General features: G+C 71.9%; 14 protein-coding genes. 10 read left to right on the forward strand and 4 right to left on the reverse strand.

From position 1 onward, the window contains the following. Positions 1-24: 24 nt before the first annotated feature. The gene (locus tag DQ240_RS11485; protein WP_113839732.1) at positions 25-666 is read right to left on the reverse strand and encodes a hypothetical protein; all 642 of its coding nucleotides are present in this window, start codon (positions 664-666) and stop codon (positions 25-27) included. Positions 667-1568: 902 nt separating this feature from the next. Between DQ240_RS11485 and DQ240_RS23600 the strand changes: the two genes are divergently transcribed. Together DQ240_RS23600 and DQ240_RS23605 are read left to right on the forward strand one after the other, a co-directional pair. Continuing rightward, positions 1569-2240: a transposase family protein gene (locus DQ240_RS23600; RefSeq protein WP_199589248.1), complete on the forward strand. Its 672-nt coding sequence runs from the start codon at positions 1569-1571 to the stop codon at positions 2238-2240. 9 nt (positions 2241-2249) lie between these two features. Further along, positions 2250-2855: a transposase gene (locus DQ240_RS23605; RefSeq protein WP_199589256.1), complete on the forward strand. Its 606-nt coding sequence runs from the start codon at positions 2250-2252 to the stop codon at positions 2853-2855. A gap of 121 nt (positions 2856-2976) precedes the next feature. Here the strand turns inward: DQ240_RS23605 and DQ240_RS24000 are convergent, their stop codons facing one another. Together DQ240_RS24000 and DQ240_RS11505 are read right to left on the reverse strand one after the other, a co-directional pair. Next, a complete protein-coding gene (locus DQ240_RS24000; RefSeq protein ID WP_233498646.1) occupies positions 2977-4701 on the reverse strand; it encodes a hypothetical protein in 1725 nt (574 codons plus the stop codon). Between the two features lie 160 nt (positions 4702-4861). Continuing rightward, the gene (locus DQ240_RS11505) at positions 4862-5071 is read right to left on the reverse strand and encodes an AlpA family transcriptional regulator (protein WP_113839733.1); all 210 of its coding nucleotides are present in this window, start codon (positions 5069-5071) and stop codon (positions 4862-4864) included. A gap of 501 nt (positions 5072-5572) precedes the next feature. Here DQ240_RS11505 and DQ240_RS11510 point away from each other — a divergent pair. Both DQ240_RS11510 and DQ240_RS11515 read left to right on the forward strand, forming a co-directional pair. Then, the gene (locus DQ240_RS11510) at positions 5573-6250 is read left to right on the forward strand and encodes a hypothetical protein (protein WP_113839734.1); all 678 of its coding nucleotides are present in this window, start codon (positions 5573-5575) and stop codon (positions 6248-6250) included. Between the two features lie 631 nt (positions 6251-6881). Then, positions 6882-7127: a helix-turn-helix domain-containing protein gene (locus DQ240_RS11515; RefSeq protein WP_233498647.1), complete on the forward strand. Its 246-nt coding sequence runs from the start codon at positions 6882-6884 to the stop codon at positions 7125-7127. A 104-nt stretch (positions 7128-7231) separates the two neighbouring features. Here the strand turns inward: DQ240_RS11515 and DQ240_RS11520 are convergent, their stop codons facing one another. Further along, positions 7232-8425, reverse strand: a complete 1194-nt coding sequence (locus DQ240_RS11520) for a CdaR family transcriptional regulator (protein WP_147261980.1) — start codon at positions 8423-8425, stop codon at positions 7232-7234. A 79-nt stretch (positions 8426-8504) separates the two neighbouring features. Here DQ240_RS11520 and DQ240_RS11525 point away from each other — a divergent pair, with 79 nt between their 5' ends. The 6 genes from DQ240_RS11525 to DQ240_RS11550 all read left to right on the forward strand — a co-directional run bounded on the left by DQ240_RS11525 (position 8505) and on the right by DQ240_RS11550 (position 17127). After that, a complete protein-coding gene (locus tag DQ240_RS11525; protein WP_113839772.1) occupies positions 8505-12050 on the forward strand; it encodes an indolepyruvate ferredoxin oxidoreductase family protein in 3546 nt (1181 codons plus the stop codon). Then, positions 12050-13075, forward strand: a complete 1026-nt coding sequence (locus tag DQ240_RS11530) for a phosphotransferase family protein (RefSeq protein WP_113839736.1) — start codon at positions 12050-12052, stop codon at positions 13073-13075. Before DQ240_RS11525 ends, DQ240_RS11530 begins: the two co-directional genes overlap by 1 nt. A 22-nt stretch (positions 13076-13097) precedes the next feature. Continuing rightward, complete coding sequence (locus DQ240_RS11535; protein ID WP_199589249.1) at positions 13098-14303, forward strand: acyl-CoA dehydrogenase family protein; 1206 nt, start codon at positions 13098-13100, stop codon at positions 14301-14303. A 37-nt stretch (positions 14304-14340) separates the two neighbouring features. After that, positions 14341-15078, forward strand: coding sequence for an SDR family oxidoreductase (locus tag DQ240_RS11540; RefSeq protein WP_113839737.1), 738 nt, complete (start codon positions 14341-14343; stop codon positions 15076-15078). 133 nt (positions 15079-15211) lie between these two features. Beyond that, entirely contained in the window at positions 15212-16135 is a 924-nt protein-coding gene (locus tag DQ240_RS11545) for a LysR family transcriptional regulator (protein WP_158548646.1), read from the forward strand. A gap of 200 nt (positions 16136-16335) precedes the next feature. Further along, positions 16336-17127 (forward strand): SDR family NAD(P)-dependent oxidoreductase, encoded by a 792-nt coding sequence (locus DQ240_RS11550; RefSeq protein WP_158548648.1) that lies wholly within the window; start codon positions 16336-16338, stop codon positions 17125-17127. Positions 17128-17130: the final 3 nt, after the last annotated feature.

Consider the following 17130-nt stretch of genomic DNA (forward strand, 5'->3'; position numbering starts at 1 on the left):
CGGCCGCGGGCGGGAAGCCGCCGGTCAGCGGCCGGGCGGTGGCGCCGGCGGCAGTGTCGGCAGGCCCGGGGAGGTCAGCTCGCGGAAGGCGTCGGTGTGCGCCCGCAGGGCCGAGACGGCGTCGGCGACGTCGGCCGGCAGCCGGCCGGCCGCGGGCTGGACGCGCTCGGCCTGGCGCACCGCGTCGGCGACGTCGGCGAGCAGCTCGAGGTGACCGCGGGCCTCGGCCAGGACGTCCGCGCACCCTGGCGACGGCGCCAGTGTCTGCTGCCGCAGGCGCTGCTCGATGCGGGCGCTCTCGGCGTCGAGCGCGGGCAGCAGTGCCGGGACCTCGCCCAGGTGCGCGCCGGCCGCCACGGCGCCGGCCACCTGACGGCGCAGCTCGGCGCGGGTCCGCTGCACCTGCAGCTGGAGCTCGGCCGCGGTCCGGCGGTCGCCCGGCGGCAACCGCCGTGCCGCGACGGCGGTGGCGCCCTGCACACCCAGCTCGCGGCCGCGCGCGGTGAGCTGCCGGCCGCGGGCCGCCAGCTCGCTGCGGCGGACCTGGCGGACGACGAGCCAACCGGCGAGGAGGGCCATCAGGAGCAGCAGCAGGAGTCCGCCGCCCAGGACCGCGATCAGCGTCGGGTCCAGCGTCGTGATCCACGTCAGGTCGTCGTCGTCCACTCGGTCCGTCCGTCCGGGTGCGAGGGCGGGCAGGGAACCCCACCCTAGGCGCCCTACCTGGGCGCAGGCTGGGAGCGGACGGCCCCGGACCATCGCCCCGGACACGCCGGAGGCGGGGTCCCGAGGGACCCCGCCTCCGCGGTGGTGCCGGGCCGGTCGGCCCGTCCGTATCAGATGTCGTAGTACATCGCGAACTCTCCCCGCGTGATTGATCTTCTGTGGGTTTCAACGGACAGGTGCGTTGACCTGGGAACCCAGTGATGAATCAGAATGGAGGTAGATGGGCCCAGTTGAACGTCTTGGGGACTGGATGGGGACTGAAGCTGGATCTGCTGCGTCCCATCCGGACCGGGTGAGCGGCGACAACACCGCTCCACAGACCGCCGAGCGTGCCAGCTGCAGACGGTCTCCGGAAGGGGGGTTCGCGTCCGTGAGGGCGGCCTCGTGGCCCTCTCGATTCCGTGCTACTTCCGGGGCGAGCTCGGCGCGTTCGGCGTCTGTGGCGGTCCGGCTTCCATTCTTGGTGCCAGGACCGAAGATGGCTGCCGCCGGTGCGCAGGACGCTAGTCCCGCTTATGGGCGAGTCGGTGCCGGTCGAAGTAGACCGGTGCGGGGTCAATCACCTGCAGGAGGAGCCTCGGCAGCGCCATGGGCGGACGATCAATGGAGGCCGTCCCCTTTCTCAATCTGCGCCATGCGATGCATCGCTTATCTGGCTCTTCGTACTTGAGGTGGGTGTAGCCGCCCCGCTGGGATGATCATGGGGTGTGGGAAGGGGTCGAGGCCCTCCACGATCAGGAGCGACCAAGCAACCTGCTCCGGAAGGCCTCGACGTGTCCGAGCTTACGGCGTGCACTGCTGCGCGCTCGTGTCCTGATCCGCGCTACTGCGCCCGCTGCGACGTGCTTGTCGGCCTGCCTGGCTTCCACGTCCTCGCGGTCACCGAGACCCTCGCCGGCGGGCTGCGGGTTGTCGTGGAGTCACCCGCCGAGCCCGTCGGCTGCGGCCGGTGTGGGGTGCTGGCGTCCAGCCATGGCCGGCGCGACGTGGTGCTGGTCGACGCGCCGTGCTTCGGCCGTCCGGTCATCCTGGTGTGGCGCAAGCGCACCTGGCGCTGCCCCGACTCCGACTGCCCGGCATCCGGGTTCACCGAGCAAGACGACCGGCTCGCCCGACCGCGGGCGCTGCTGACGGTGCGGGCGTGCTGGTGGGCGATCGGGCAGCTGCGCCGCGAGCACGCCTCAGTCGCCGGCCTTGCTCGCACGCTGGGGACGACCTGGCGGACGGTGTGGCGGTCGATCCGCCCGCTGCTGGCGGGGATGGCCGCCGACGAGGCCCGCTTCGCCGGCGTCACCTCCCTGGGCGTGGACGAGCACGTCTGGCACCACGTGTCGACCAAGCCCGAGACCGAGGGCGGCCGGGGCCCCAAGGAGCTGACCGGCATGGTCGATCTGACCCGTGACCAGCACGGACGCGTCCGCGCGCGGCTGCTGGATCTGGTGCCCGGCCGGTCGGGCAAGGTCTACGCCGACTGGCTCACCGCCCGCGGCGACGCGTTCCGCGACCGCGTGTAGGTAGCCACTCTGGACCCGTTCCACGGCTACAAGAACGCCATCGACGACCGCCTCGACGACGCCACCGCGGTGCTGGACGCTTTCCACGTGGTCAAGCTGGGCACCGACGCCGTGGACCGCTGCCGGCGCCGCATCCAACAGGACATCCACGGCCACCGCGGCCGCAAGAACGACCCGCTCTACGGCATCCGGACCACGCTGCGGGCCGGCGCAGAGAACCTCACCGACCGGCAGTGGGAACGCCTGCAGACCGCGTTCGCCGCCGACGAACGACACCTCGCGGTCTGGCTGCCCTGGTCCTGCGCCCAGCAGCTGCGGTCGGCCTACCGCCACGAACACACCGCCGAGGGACGCAAGATCGCCGAGAAGGTCATCGACTCCTTCCCGACCTGCCCGGTGCCCGAGATCGCCCGGCTCGGACGGACGTTGAAGCAGTGGCGCGAGGCGTTCCTGGCCTACTTCGACACCGACCGCGCCAGCAACGGCGGCACCGAAGCCGTCAACGGCCTCATCGAGCTCCACCGCCGCATCGCCCGCGGCTTCCGCAACCGCGAGAACTACCGCCTGCGCATGCTGCTGATCGCCGGCGGCCTGACCAGCCCCCACCTCAAGTAAGAAGAGCCGCTTATCTCGTCCTGGCCACTGCAGTGGTTGTCGAATCGGTCACGGGCTGTTGGTTGCCTGTGACACTCGCTGCACTAAGGCGTTGACGAGCGCATATGCCGTTGGGATCTGTCTACGGATGACGGTCGAGATTGGCTGAATTGCGGACTTTCTGCGGACTCTGCGGACTGGCTGCGGACTGAGGGCTCGGGATTCGCGGCTCCGTCCGAGTCGTCACGAGGGCGACGGGACCGCTCTTCAGGCGGGCCGAAATGCCGACCGCGGGAAACCGACGAGGGTCGCCGCGGATCGTTCGGGACGGAACCGCGGCCCGTTCGTCCCACCGCCCCGATCGATCCGGAGTGTGCCGGTGACGGTGGAGCAGGAGCCGCAGCCGGCGTCTTGGCGTGTGGAAGGACCGGGCGGCGTGGGTGATGATGGTCGACCGCGGCGACGGGAATTCTTCCTCGGTGCAGTCTCGCGAGACCACGGGCCGCAGCCGGGGACGCTGCGGGCTCAGTAGAGGTAGCGGTCGATACCGGAGCCGTCGGCCCAGATGTGGTTCATGCGGTCGGCGATGCGGGCGTGGGCGGCTTCCTCGACGTGGCTGAGCACGCAGTCGGTGCCGGGCGCGGTGGCCCGCAGCCGGGCGGTGAGCAGTCCGGTGTCGCCGGTGGGGGCAAGGTCGAGCAGGCCAGGCGAGCCGCGCGAGGAGCGAGAACAGATCGGCTCGGCCAACCCGGCGGTAGGTGTCGCCGAGCTGCTCGGCGTAGGCGTCGACCAGCGCGACGATGTCAGAGTCCAGTCCCGGCTGGCTGAGGACGGCGGCGGTCGCGCGCAAGATGTCGATGTCGGCGGCGGGCAGGGTGAGCGTGGTCATCGGCGCGTGCTCGTGGCGGCCGTCCGGGGCGAGCAGCCGGCCGCACCCCGGTTGCCCAGACTGGGTGGGCGCCAGGGCGATAAGCAGCCGGTCCACGGCGGCGAGGGCGACCCGGCCGCCCAGCGGCGCCGGCAGCCGCAGCGGCTCCGTGCCGGTGCTCGGATCCAGCCGGCGGTCTTCCCACGTGCCCACGTTCAGCAGGATCTCTTCCAGGGCGCACAGCGGTGCCAGCGGCTCGCCGTCGAGGTCGACGACGAGCACGGTCCGCACCCCCGCCAGGGCTTCTTCGCTCGCGCCGGGGTGTCCGGTCGGCTGCTCACTTACGGGACGACCGCTCGGTGGCCGCTGGGCCGCTGGGCCGGTGAGACCGGTGGCCCGGCCGATGTCGGGCCACGAGGCCCCGGCGGTGAGTGCGGGGTGCACCGCCTCGTCCAGCGCGCGGGCGGTGGCGGCCTGCCGGGTGGCGGCCGCCTCGACGTCTTCGAGGGCCTGCCAGCCGGCGATGTGCCGGCGCCATTCGGCCATCAGCCGGTTCTCGTCGGCGGCCTCCAGATCAGCCCACGGGCCCGGAACGGCGAGCCGCCGCGCCGCGGGATCGGCCAGCCCCGGTGGCACGCGCGTCCAGGGGGTGCCGCGCCAGCCGCAGGTGCAGCCGGCGGCCCAGCCGACGACCGCGGCGTCCGGGCGCCACTGCTCGGCCTGGTCGAGCACCTCGAGGCGGACTTGACCGCTGGTGTGGGCGTGCACGATGCCGTCGCCGCGCAGGAGCGTGCCGTCCTGCCAGATACCCTCGACGGTGGAGCCGTCGCGGTAGGTCAACCGCATCCGGTCGCCGTTGCCGGGCCCGTCGTCCGGCCGGCGGGTGCTCAGTTGACCGCGGGCGCTGCTGGTCCCGGCGCCTTGCGCGCCGTCGGCGAACAGCGGCACCACCCAGCCCTCGTGTTCTTGGTCGTACACGACCGGGCCGATCCATCCCATCGCTGGCTCCTCTCGAAGTGCATGGGCAGCGTCGACGGGCTGGCGGCGACCCGGCCTGCTCCGGCCGCTTCCTGTGGACGGCTCGGCGTTGTCCACAGGAGAGCTGGTCACCAGGCCGCGCCGTAAGCCAGGAATACGCAGCTGTGCGTCAAGGGCAGGGCTACGGGCGCGGGGATTGGTCGGCTTGCGCGTCGACCCAGGCGTGCAGGTCGACCCGGCGGTAAAGGACACGCCGGCCGAGCCGGAAGCTGCGCGGACCGGTGCCGAGGTGCCGCCAGTACCGGAGGGTGGCCACCGGTGCGCGGAGCACGTCCGCGGCCTCGGTGATGGTGAGCAGCTCGGGCTCGTGGCCGACGGTGGGTTCGGGCATGGCTGGCTCCCGGAGTCATCGGTGATGGGCGGTGCCGTCACCACAGAAGGCGCCATTTCCGGCCCGTTGGTGACACTGCACAACCAGCCTTATCTGGCTCTCTCCGGTTCTTCTCCTGCCCGCTAGACCTCGTGGTCGCCGCGACGCGGCCACTACGACCCGGGCCGCCCGCGCGTCCGCAGCGGTTCTCCAGTTGCCCGGGGCGGCCGCGCGAGCAGCGCCCCCGATGGACCGGAGAACTACTGGAGGTCGGCTGCTACGCAATCAGCAACTGGCGGCTCGCGCGGCGGGAGCACGGCGGTCGCGTCCACCCCATTCGCGACTCCACTCTTCACGCCCGCTGCGGAGTGGCCGCCTACGCTGCCGGGGTCGAGCGGGGCCGGTCGACAGCGAGCAGTGCGAGGACGGAGGGGGCGGTTCGGTGGGTGCCCTGGACATCGACCTCGCGCGCGTCCCCGGGGCGAACTTGCGGCGCGTGCGCTCGTTGACGCCGTTGCTTCGGTGGACGATCGGGTCGAGCGGCACTTCCTAGAGGTCAAGAGCGCGATCGACATCAAGGGCAAGGACGGCATCGCGAAGGTCGCGAAGTTCATTCTCGGTGCGGCCAACCGGATGCCCGACGACGTCGCCCGTTACTTCGAAGGGCACGCGGTGATGGTGCTCGGGGTGGCGGCCGGCTCAGTGCCGGGGATCGAGCCCGTCGAGGCGCTCGACATCGAGCGGGGTGTCCGTCCCTTCCTGTCCGTCAACGGCCCCCGATGGGATCTCCAGCGCGTTCCGATCGACAGTGAGCGCGAGGTCTTGCTCATTCTCGTCGACCCGCCAGAGTGGGGGCAGCCCCCGTTCCCCTGCCATAAGGACGGCCTGGGGCTGTACAGCGGTCAGATCATCGTCCGCGCCGACGGGGAGACCCGACCGGCGAACGGCGAAGAAGTTGTCCACCTGCTGGGGCGCAGTCGCGATGTGAACCCCGACGTCGACCTCGACGTCGTGGTGGATGGTGTGGCGGGCGCCTACATCTGCAACGAGCAGGTTCTCGAGGTCCACCTACGCCGTGAGACGGAGCGCCTGCAGAGGGCGATGACGACGCCCGAGCCGGCCACCCCGTACACACGGAACATGGGCCTTTTGGGCGCGATCGGCCAGCGGCGTGAGAACCGCACCTCTGAGGAGTACTAAAAGCAGATCGCCGACTGGGCGGACGCCTGTCGGGCGGGATGGACATCGGCCCTGGACAGGATCGCTGCAATGGCGACGCTGCCGATCTCGGTCTCGTTGACGAACCGCGGGGAACCCTTCCTCGAAGACGTCGAGCTCCAGGTTCACCTCGCAGGGCCGTCCGAGGGGTCGAGTCCGTTGATCGTGAGGACTTCGACGCCTCGGAACTGCTGCCCGCTCCTCCGCGTGAGTGGGGGCCCTGGACGGAGCCCTTCTCTGCGCTCCCTCTGAGGGATTTCTCCTACACGCCCTCCCTGCCCTCGCTCCCCGGGCCACTGACCTTCACGAACGGTGGGTCGGTGACGCTCCATGTCGATGTGGGAGACCTTCGCCCTCTCGGGGACTTCGAGACGACGGGCGATGGGATGGTGCTGCGGGTGGACGCCGCCGACATCCCGAGGTCGCGGGGACGTGGAAGGTCACCGCGCGGGGGCATCACGCGGTCTACACGGGCGATCTGTCGGTGCCCGTCAAGGCACGCGACATCACCGAGGCGATGGAGGGCCTGCTGCGGCGGGTTCGTGGTGAAGACGGCCCGGACGAGGGCGATCCCGAGTAGTTGGGGGCGCCCAGGGAGTTCACTACCTTCCGGGTGTGCCATAGCCGCCTCGACCGCAGCTGCAGCCGCTGCGGGAGTTCGTCGGCGCAGCCGTTCCTCAACCTGACCCCGGGGTGCGGGCGCGTCTCGGCCGACGCCATCGAGCAGTACGCCGCCGGGCGTTCCCTGCGGGAGATCGCCGAGCTGATGGACCGCTCGTTCTCCGCCGTCCGCAACATGCTCGACAAGCGCGGCGTGCGTCGGCGCGGTTGTGGGGCGTCGCCCACTGCGAGGATCTGACGAAGGGCCGGACAGCACTGAGGCAGGCGTCGACTCCCGTACCGTGAATGCCACTCGAAGCTCTCGCGCGGTCCAAGCAGGCCGCCCGCGATCGCGTGTCCGACCTACGGCTGGTCGAGGAGTTCCCTGCGGTCGCGGTCCCCATCGACGACCTGACCGTCGTTCACCGACCCGATCGCGAGCAGCGACCGACGGAGGCCGTCGAAGGTCCGCGGGTTCCACCCGGTCAGCCCGGCCCACCGCTCGAGCCGGTAGCTCACCGAGTTCGCGTGCAGGTGCAGCAGCTGTGCCGTCCGGGTCAGTTGCATGTCGCCCGCAGCGAACGCCCGCACGGCGTCGACCAGGTGTGGATGCGCCGCCGCCACCTCGGCGACCACCTCGAACACCGGCGTCAGCCGGCCGGCCTCGGCCTGCACACCGGCCTCCGGCCACACGTCCTCCAGCATCGCGGTGCCGCCCTCCGACGTCCGTGCGACGTACGCCGCGAGCCGCGCGTCGCCGACGGAGGTGGCGGCGCCCGACAGGCCTCGCCGGAGCAGGCCGACGCCGGCGTGTCCACCGAGGCGGTCGTGTGCCGCCTCGGCGACCTGGGCGGCGCTCACGCGCTGGCAGACCACCACGGCGCCGAGGTCGACGTACCCGACGGCGAACTGGGCGCCGGCGTTCTCGAGCCCGTCGATGAAGCCGGCCGGTACGGCGGCCTCTGCCCCGTCCTCCCGCCGCCACAGCAGCGCGACGAACTCGCCTGCCGGATCCAGCTCGAGCGCACGCGCGTGCACCGACGCCTCGGGAGGCGGCGAAGCGGTGAGCAGCAGCTCGACGAGTCGCTGGGAGGCGGTGATCCGACGGCTCTGAATCGCCTGGGTCACGCCGGCGTGTGCGGCCGCGAGCGCGGTGCTGATCGCGTGCAGCGACGCGAACATCAGACTGGCCGCCGTCGGCAGCACCTCGCTGGTCTCCGCGTCCGCCGCGGCCACTAGGGCCTGCCACAGCACCTGGTCGCCGAGGTGGTAGGCCCCGATGAGGACCTCGACGTCGATGCCCTGATGGGCCCGGCTGCGGGCGAGCTCCGCAGCCTCCTCCAGCGCCTCACCGGACACGACCACCCCCCGGGCGAGCGCCCCCACCTGGTTGCGCTGCTGCCGGCCGACCGCGGCGAGGTGTTCGTCGAACCCGATCGCCCGGTAGTCCTCGAGCTCCTCCCGGATTCGGGTGACGGCCAGCAAGGAGAGGTCACCGAGGTCGAGCCGGCGACACAGCGGGCCAAGCCCGGCCAGGTAATCATTTGTGGGATCCACGAACTGAGCATGCCATGACAGCGGAAGTCTTGGGTTTCGTCGAGAGACTTCCGGTAGAACCACCGGAATAGTGGTGCGCATGGCCTCCACCTCCACGGTCTCCGATGTTGTCGACCCCCGGGACGCGGCGCGGCGCCCGCGCCGCCCGCTCAGCCTCGAGGACCGCTATCACCGGCACGACGGGCTGGTGTACCTCTCCGGTCTCCAGGCGCTGGTCCGACTGCCTTTGGAGCAGCACCGCCTGGACCGAGCGCGCGGCCTGGCCACGCGCACCCTCATCTCCGGCTATGAGGGTTCGCCTCTCGCCGGGTACGACCTGGAGCTGAGCCGGCAGCAGCAGCTGCTCGACGAGCACGGCGTGGTCCTCCGCCCCAGCGTCAACGAGGAGCTGGGCGCGAACGTCGTGCAGGGGTCGCAGCTCGTCTCGGTGGTCGGCGAGGCGACCTGCGACGGCGTGGTGGGCATCTGGTACGGCAAGGCGCCGGGGCTGGACCGGGCCAGCGACGCCCTGCGCCACGCCAACCTCGGTGGTGCCGCGCCCCGCGGCGGAGTCCTGGTGCTCGTCGGTGACGACTCCGTCGCCAAGTCCTCGACGGTGCCGAGCAGCTCGGAGGTCGCGATGGCCGAGCTCGGGATGACCGTGCTGAGCCCGAGCGATCCCCAGGACGTGCTCGAACTGGGCCTGCACGGGATCGCGCTGTCCCGCTTCTGCGGGTTGTGGACCGGGCTGAAGCTCGCCACCAACGTCGTCGACGGGGGGATGACGGTCGACCTGGACTCCCTGTCCGTGGAACCGCTGGTCCCGGACAACGTGGTCGACGGGGCGCCGTACGTCCACACGGTCTCGGCGACGTTCCTGCAGCCCACGCTCGCCGGCCTGGAGCACTCGGCCATGAACATCCGCCCCGAGCTCGCCCGTCGCTACGCGCGGGCCAACGGCCTCAACCGCGTCGTGGGCGACCCCGAGGCGCGGCTCGGGCTGATCGCCCACGGGGCGACGTACCTCGACACGCTCCGGGCGCTGCACCGCCTCGGGATCGATCCCGAGCAGCCCGGCTCGGGCGTCCGGCTGCTCAAGCTCGGCATGGTCTCCCCACTCGACCCCCAGGGCGTGCGGGAGTTCGCTGCCGGCCTCAAGGAGATCGTTGTCGTCGAGGAGAAGCGCCCGTTCGTGGAGCTCGCCGTCAAGGACGCGCTGTACGGCACCACCTCGGCTCCCCGGGTGTTCGGCAAGCGCGGAGCCGACGGCTCGGTCCTGCTGCGCAGCGACGCCGACCTGCCCCCGGAGGTGATCGCCGAGGCGGTCGCACCCCGGCTGTCGTTGCTGCTGCCCGGCTTCGAGGCACGCCCGGGGGCGGCCGACGCACCGCGACCGCGGCGAGCGCTGCCGCTCCTGGCCCGGCAGCCGTACTTCTGCTCCGGCTGTCCCCACAACCGCTCCACCCACACACCGGCGGGCTCGCTCGTCGGTGCGGGGATCGGCTGCTCGGCGCTCGCCTCCTACATGGACGAGGACCGGGTCGGCCAGATCATGGGCCTCTCCCAGATGGGTGGCGAGGGCGCGGCCTGGGCGGGGATCTCGCCGTTCGTCAAGGAGGACCACGTCTTCCAGAACATCGGCGACGGCACCTACCACCACTCCGGCAGCCTGGCCGTCCGTGCGGCGGTCGCCGCCGGGGTGAACATCACCTACAAGCTGCTCTACAACGACGCCGTCGCGATGACCGGCGGTCAGCAGGCCGTCGGCAGGATGTCGGTTCCCGAGCTGGTGCAGGAGCTGCTCGCCGAGGGAGTCGCCCGCATCGTCGTCACCACCGAGGACCTCGAGGACTACCGCGGGGTCCGACTCGCCCGGGGTGTCGAGGTCCGGCACCGTGACCGGCTGATCGAGACCCAGGAGGAGCTGGCGAAGGTCCCCGGCGTGACCGTGCTGCTGCACGACCAGGAGTGCGCCACCGAGCTGCGCCGCAAGCGCAAGCGGAAGAAGGTCGTCGAGCCCACCACCCGGGTGTTCATCAACGAGCGGGTGTGCGAGGGCTGTGGCGACTGCGGCGAGAAGTCCAACTGCCTGTCGGTGCAGCCGGTGGAGACCGAGTTCGGCCGGAAGACCCAGATCCACCAGGCCTCGTGCAACAAGGACTACTCCTGCCTGGCGGGCGACTGCCCGTCCTTCCTCGTCGTCGAGCCGGGCGAGCGGGTCGTCCGCCGCGATCCCGCGCCACTCGACGCCGACACCCTGCCCCTGCCCCGGCTGCGTGTCCGCACGGACGACTTCGGACTGCGGATGACCGGCATCGGCGGGACCGGCGTGGTCACCACCGCCCAGATCCTGGCCACGGCCGCGGTGATCGACGGGCTGCACGTGCGGGGGCTCGACCAGCTGGGCATGGCGCAGAAGGGCGGCGCGGTCGTGTCGGACCTGCTGTTCGGGGAGAACCCCGAGCGGCGACCGAACAAGGTCGGTCGGGGCGAGTGCGACCTCTACCTGGGCTGCGACGTGCTGGTCGCGGCGACCGACGCCAACCTCTCGACGACGGCGCCGGACCGGACGCTGGCGGTGATCTCGACCAGTGAGGTCCCCACCGGCGAGATGATCTCGCACGCCGCGGTCACCTTCCCCACGGCCGACCGCACCGTCGACGTCATCGCCGGGCGCGCTAAGGACCTCGTGCGCGCCGACGCCCGCGGCATCTGCCGCGCGCTCTTCGGCGACGACCAGTACGCCAACGTGTTCCTCGTCGGGGTCGCCGTCCAGGCCGGCGGGCTGCCCATCAGCCCGGAGAGCATCGAGGAGGCGATCACGCTCAACGGCGCCGCCGTCGACCGCAACCTCCAGGCGTTCCGCCGCGGCCGGCAGCTGGTCGCGGACCCGGAGGCGCTGACCCGCGCCGTCGAGCCGGACGCCCCGATCGAGGCCGAGCGCGGCCCCAGCGCCTTCGCCCGGGACGTGGTCGACGGCGTCGGCGCAACCGCCGGCAGCGACCTCGAGGCGCTGGTGCTGCGCCGGGTGGACGAGCTCGTGGACTACCAGAACCGCGCCTACGCCCGGCAGTACGCCGACGTGGTGCGGCAGGTGCGCTCGGTCGAGGAGCGGACGCTCGGCGCGGCCGGCGCGATCACCGAGGGCGTCGCCGCCCACCTGTACAAGCTGATGGCCTACAAGGACGAGTACGAGGTCGCCCGGCTGTCCCTGGACGCGGAGCTGGAGCGGGCGGTCAAGGCCGAGTTCGGGCCCGACGCGACCTGGTCCTACAAGCTGCACCCGCCGGTGTTCCGAGCGCTGGGCATGGATCGCAAGATCACGCTCGGTCCGTGGTTCACGCCCGCCTTCCGCGCCCTGCGCGGCATGCGCCGGGTGCGCGGCACGGCCCTGGACCCGTTCGGGATGGCGAAGGTGCGCCGGGTCGAGCGCGCCCTGATCGGGGAGTACGTCGCCGCGGTGCGCACCGCACTGGCGTCGCTGACCCCGGCGACCCGCTCGATCGTCCTGGAACTGGTCACCTTGCCCGACATGGTCCGTGGCTACGAGGACATCAAGCTCGACAATGTCGAGCGCTACCGTGCCCGGCTGGCCGAGCTCCTCGCAGCCCTGGAGGGGCAGCCGTCGGCCGAGGCAGTCGCCTGATGGCGGACCCCCTGGTCCCGCTCGACCGGATCGCACCGGTGCTGGCGCAGGCGCTCTCCGACGAGCGCTGGCTCGACGTGACGGCGACGCTCATCGCCGGCGGCAAGTCGAACCTGACCTACCGGTTGACCAGTCCGGCCGGCGAGGCGGTCCTGCGCCGTCCTCCGTCGGGCCGGCTGCTGCCCCGGGCACACGACATGGCCCGGGAGGCCCGGATCCAGCTGGCCCTGGCCGGCAGCGAGGTGCCGGTGGCTCCGGTGCTCCTGGTGCAGTCCGCCGAGCTCATCGGTGTCCCCTTCTACGTCATGGGGATGGTCGAGGGGCACGTGCTCCGCGACGAGCTGCCCGAGGGATACGCCCGGTCGCAGGCGGATCGGACGGCGATCACGGACACCCTCGTCGGCACCCTCGCCGACATCCACCGGCTCGACCCGGCCGCGGTGGGACTCGGCGACCTCGGCCGGCCCGAGGGCTTCATGGCACGGCAGGTCGAGCGCTGGTCCGACCAGTGGGAGCGGTCGAGGAGCCGGCCGGTCGCCGCCGTCGACACCCTCGCCGCGCGCCTCCGCGGGATCCGGTTCCCGCCGGCATCCGGCGCCCTCGTGCACGGCGATTTCCGGCTGGACAACTGCCTGCTCGACGTCGACGACCCGGGCCGGGTGAACGCCGTGCTCGACTGGGAGCTGTCCACGCTGGGCGATCCGCTGGCCGACCTCGGCATGCTGCTCCTCTACTGGACCGAGGCCGGCGATCCTCCGCCGTTGCTGACCCCGGCGCTGACCGCCTCGCCGGGCTTCCCCGGGCGGTCCTCCGTCATCGAGCGGTACGCCGATCTGACCGGGGCCGATCTCACCGCGTTGCCGGCGTACGTCGCGTTCGCGCACTTCAAGTTCGCCGTGATCGCCCAGGGGATCGCCGCCCGGGTCGAGGCCGAGGCCATGGCCGGCCAGCAGTTCGGGGACCTCGCCGGCGAGGTCGAACGCATCGCCGCCGCGGGCCTCGATCACCTGGTCCAGCACCACTGAGCGAGCCGAGAAAGGAGCGGATGTGGACTTCGAGCCGAGCACCCGGGCGAACGAGACCTGTGCACGGATGTGGGACTTCATGCGTGAGGAGGTCTTTCCGGCCGAGACGGAGTGGGCCGCGTACCTGCGCGAGCACGGCGAGCACGCCCATCCACCGGTGATGGAACGGCTGAAGGAGTCCGCGCGCTCCCGGGGGCTGTGGAACCTCTTCCTGCCCTCGCAGTCCCAGCTGAGCAACCTGGAGTACGCCCAGGTCGCCGAGATCTCCGGATGGTCACCGGTGATCGCCCCGGAGGCGATCAACTGCCAGGCGCCGGACACCGGCAACATGGAGGTGCTGCACATGTTCGGCACCCAGGAGCAGAAGCAGCAGTGGCTGGAGCCGCTGCTGGAGGGCCGGATCCGGTCGGCGTTCGCGATGACCGAACCCGACGTCGCCTCCTCGGACGCCACCAACATCGAGACCACGATCGCCCGCGACGGCGACGACTACGTCATCAACGGCCGCAAGTGGTGGATCACCGGCGTGGCCGACGAGCGCTGCCAGATCCTCATCGTGATGGGCAAGACCGACCGCGGCGCCGAGACCCACCGCCAGCAGTCCATGATCCTGGTGCCGCGCGGCACCGCCGGGCTGACCATCGAGCGGCACCTGCCGATCTTCGGCTACCAGGACCAGCACGGTCACTCCGAGCTCGTCTTCCGCGACGTGCGCGTGCCCGCGACGAACCTGATCGCCGACGAGGGCGACGGCTTCCGGATCGCCCAGGCCCGGCTCGGTCCGGGCCGGATCCACCACGCGATGCGCGCGATCGGCATGGCCGAGCGGGCGATGGCGCTGATGATCCATCGAGCCACGTCCCGGGTCGCCTTCGGCACGCGGCTCTCCGACCAGGGCGTGGTGCAGGAGCTGATCGCCCAGTCGCGCATCGAGATCGACCAGGTCCGGCTGCTCGTGCAGAAGACCGCCTGGCTGATCGACCGGCACGGCGCCAGGGACGCGCGCACGGAGATCGCGGCGATCAAGGTCGCTGCACCGGCGGTGGCCACGCGGGTCATCGACCGGGCCATCGAGGTCTTCGGTGCCATGGGCGTCAGCGACGACACCCCGCTGGCCTACTTCTACGCCTGGGCTCGCGTGCTCCGCATCGTCGACGGCCCCGATGCCGTCCATCGGCGGTCCATCGCCCGCGACGAACTCCGCCGTACGCCGCCGTACGTCGGCTGACGCCGACCGCGCGGCCGACCGAAAGATCAGGAGACCGATGTCCACCTCCCGTTCCGCCCTCGTGACCGGCGCGTCCCGGGGCATCGGCCGAGCGATCGCCGAGCGGCTCGCCGGCGAAGGCTTCGACCTCACCATCACCGCACGCGACGCCGAGGCACTGGAGCGCGTCAGGGACGACCTGGTGCCGAGCGGCAGCACCGTGCTGGCCCAGGTCGCCGACGTGCGCGACGTCGACCAGGTGCACGAGCTCGCGCGGGCGCACCTGGACGTGCATCGCGGCGTGGATCTCGTCGTCGTCGCCGCAGGCATGGGCGTCGGCGGCGACGACCTGGCGACCTTTCCGCTCCGTCGCCTCGACGCCATGCTCGACGTCAACCTGCGCGCACCCTTCGCCCTGGTGCAGGCGCTGCTGCCGGCGCTGCGCGAGGCGGGCACGACCGAGCACGGCGGAAAGGTCATCGCTCTGGCCTCCATCACCGGCGTCGCCAGCGAGCCCGGGCTGGCGGCGTACGGCGCCTCCAAGGCGGCCCTGATCAGCCTGTGCGAGTCCATCACCGTCGCCGAGGCCGGGAACGGGGTGTCTGCGACCGCGATCTCACCGGGGTTCGTCGACACCGACATGGCCGCCTGGGTCCACGACCGGATCCCCACGGCGGGCATGATCCGCCCGTCCGACGTCGCCGAGATGGTCATCGCCGTTGCCCGGCTCTCCCGCAACGCCGCCGTGCCCAACATCGTGCTGACGCGACCCGGCCCCAACGTCTGGCGAGCCTGAGCCAGGTCGGTCCGTCGGTCGTGAACCCGGCCCGGCGGACCCTCGCCCAGCTGCCCGGGGAGCGCCGTCCCGGTCCGTGCCAGGCTCTGACGGCGACGATCTTCCTTCGAGAACCAGGACGGAGACGACCGCGGTGCAGCTGGACTGGGTGAGGGCGTTTCTCGCCGTGGTGGACCACGGCGGGTTCCACGCTGCCGCGGTGGAGCTGTACCGCTCCCAGGGCCGGATCAGCAGCTACGTGGCGGCCCTGGAGCGAGAGCTCGGTGCCCAGTTGTTCGACCGGGAGCACCGGCCGGCGCGGCTCACGGCCGCGGGGGAGGTCTTCGTCCCGCACGCCCGCGCGATGGTCGAGGAGGTGCAGACCGGCAAGGCCGCCGTGGCGGGAGTGCAGGGGCTCCTCACGGGAGACGTGGCACTGGCCACCTATCCCAGCGCCGGGGCGTCGTTCGTCCCCGAGGTGCTCCGTCGTTTCTCGCGGGAGCACCCGGGGATCCGCGTGGAGCTGGTCGAGGCGGCCGTCCGGGGCATCGACAGCGCGCTCGACCAGGGCGTGGCCCAGCTGGCCATCCGCCCGGCCCTGCCACCGCCGATGAACCGGCAGGGGTTCGAGCACACGCCCCTGTGGCGGGAGCCGATGTGCCTGGTGGTCCCCGAGGGCCATCCCCTGTGCGCATCGGGAACGGCCCGGCTGCCCGACCTGCAGGGGACGGAGATGGTCGTCTCGGGCCACAACCTGCGCTACGACACCGAGGTGTTCCGGCTCCTCGAGGGCAGCGGGATCGACGTGAAGATCCGGTTCCTGTCCGACCAGCCGCAGATCCTCGTCGGCCTCGTCCGCAGCGGCCTCGCCATCGGCCTGACCAATCGGCTGGCCGTCGACAGCGTTCGTACCGAGGGCGTGGTCGTGGTCGGGCTCGATCCCCCGTTGTACCGCGAGGTGGGAGCCTTCTGGGCCCCCGGGCTGTCCCGCTCGCCCGCGGCCAAAGCTCTCCTCGAGACCGTCCGCCGGACCCCCGCGCCGTCGAACGTCACCGACCTCCGGACCGAGGCCCCCTGATCCGATTCCCGGATCTTCAGGCCCGGGTAGTCGCTGTTGACCCCGTACCGGCCCACCGAGCAGGCTCGGTCCGCACCGGAAAGTGACGTGGACTACTCCGGCGCCCGCCCGCGTCGGCCGCTCCTCGAGTGTCCGTCCGCGCGGAGAATCCCCCCGGCCGGACCTCGGCCCGGGACCGCGAGCATCCGGAAGGAGCCGATGTGACGACCGCGGACGACAAGCACGACCGCACCTCGGTCGCCGGTCTCGTCGCGATCGTGACCGGCTCGAGCTCCGGCATCGGGAAGGCGATCGCCGCCCGGCTCGCGATGGGCGGCGCCCGGGTGGTCGTCAACTCGCGCGACGCCGGGCGGGCCCAGGAGGCCGCCGACGAGCTGACCGCCGAGGGCCACGACGCCCATCCGGTGGCGGCCGACGTGTCCCGCCCCGAGGGCGCGACCGGCCTGGTCGAGGCGGCCGTCGACGCCTACGGCCGGGTCGACGTCCTGGTCAACAACGCCGGCGTGCCCTCCGTCCGGCCGGCCGAGGAGCTGTCCCTCGAGGACTGGTCCTCGGTCCTCGCGACCAACCTGACCGGTCCGTTCCTCTGCGCCCAGGCCGCGGCACGCGTGATGCTGCCCCGCTCCAGCGGCGTGATCGTGAACGTCTCCTCCATCCTGGGCTCGACGGCGATCCCCGGCCGGACCGCCTACGTCACCGCCAAGCACGGACTCGAGGGCCTGACCCGGTCCCTCGCCGTCGAGTGGGCGCCCCGCGGGATCCGGGTGGTCTCGGTCAGCCCCGGCTACGTCGCCACCCCTCTGGTCACCCAGACGATGCAGCGCGGCGGTTTCTCGGCGGAAGACATCAACCGGCGCACCCCGCTGGGGCGGCTCGCCGATCCGGACGAGATCTCCGACGTCGTCGCCTGGGTCGCCTCGCCCGCGGCCTCCTACGTCACCGGCTCGCAGGTCGCGGTCGACGGCGGGTGGCTCGCCTACGGCGGCTGGTGACCC

The organism is Blastococcus sp. TF02A-26, assembly GCF_003319125.1.
Classification (GTDB): Bacteria; Actinomycetota; Actinomycetes; order Mycobacteriales; family Geodermatophilaceae; genus Trujillonella.

What these genes read in the sequence shown, in the direction of transcription:
- DQ240_RS24000 (WP_233498646.1), bottom strand. Translation starts at nt 4,701, where the DNA reads ATGGGATGGATCGGCCCGGTCGTGTACGACCAAGAACACGAGGGCTGG.
- DQ240_RS11505 (WP_113839733.1), bottom strand. Translation starts at nt 5,071, where the DNA reads ATGCCCGAACCCACCGTCGGCCACGAGCCCGAGCTGCTCACCATCACC.
- DQ240_RS11525 (WP_113839772.1), top strand. Translation starts at nt 8,505, where the DNA reads ATGGCCTCCACCTCCACGGTCTCCGATGTTGTCGACCCCCGGGACGCG.
- DQ240_RS11530 (WP_113839736.1), top strand. Translation starts at nt 12,050, where the DNA reads ATGGCGGACCCCCTGGTCCCGCTCGACCGGATCGCACCGGTGCTGGCG.
- DQ240_RS11540 (WP_113839737.1), top strand. Translation starts at nt 14,341, where the DNA reads ATGTCCACCTCCCGTTCCGCCCTCGTGACCGGCGCGTCCCGGGGCATC.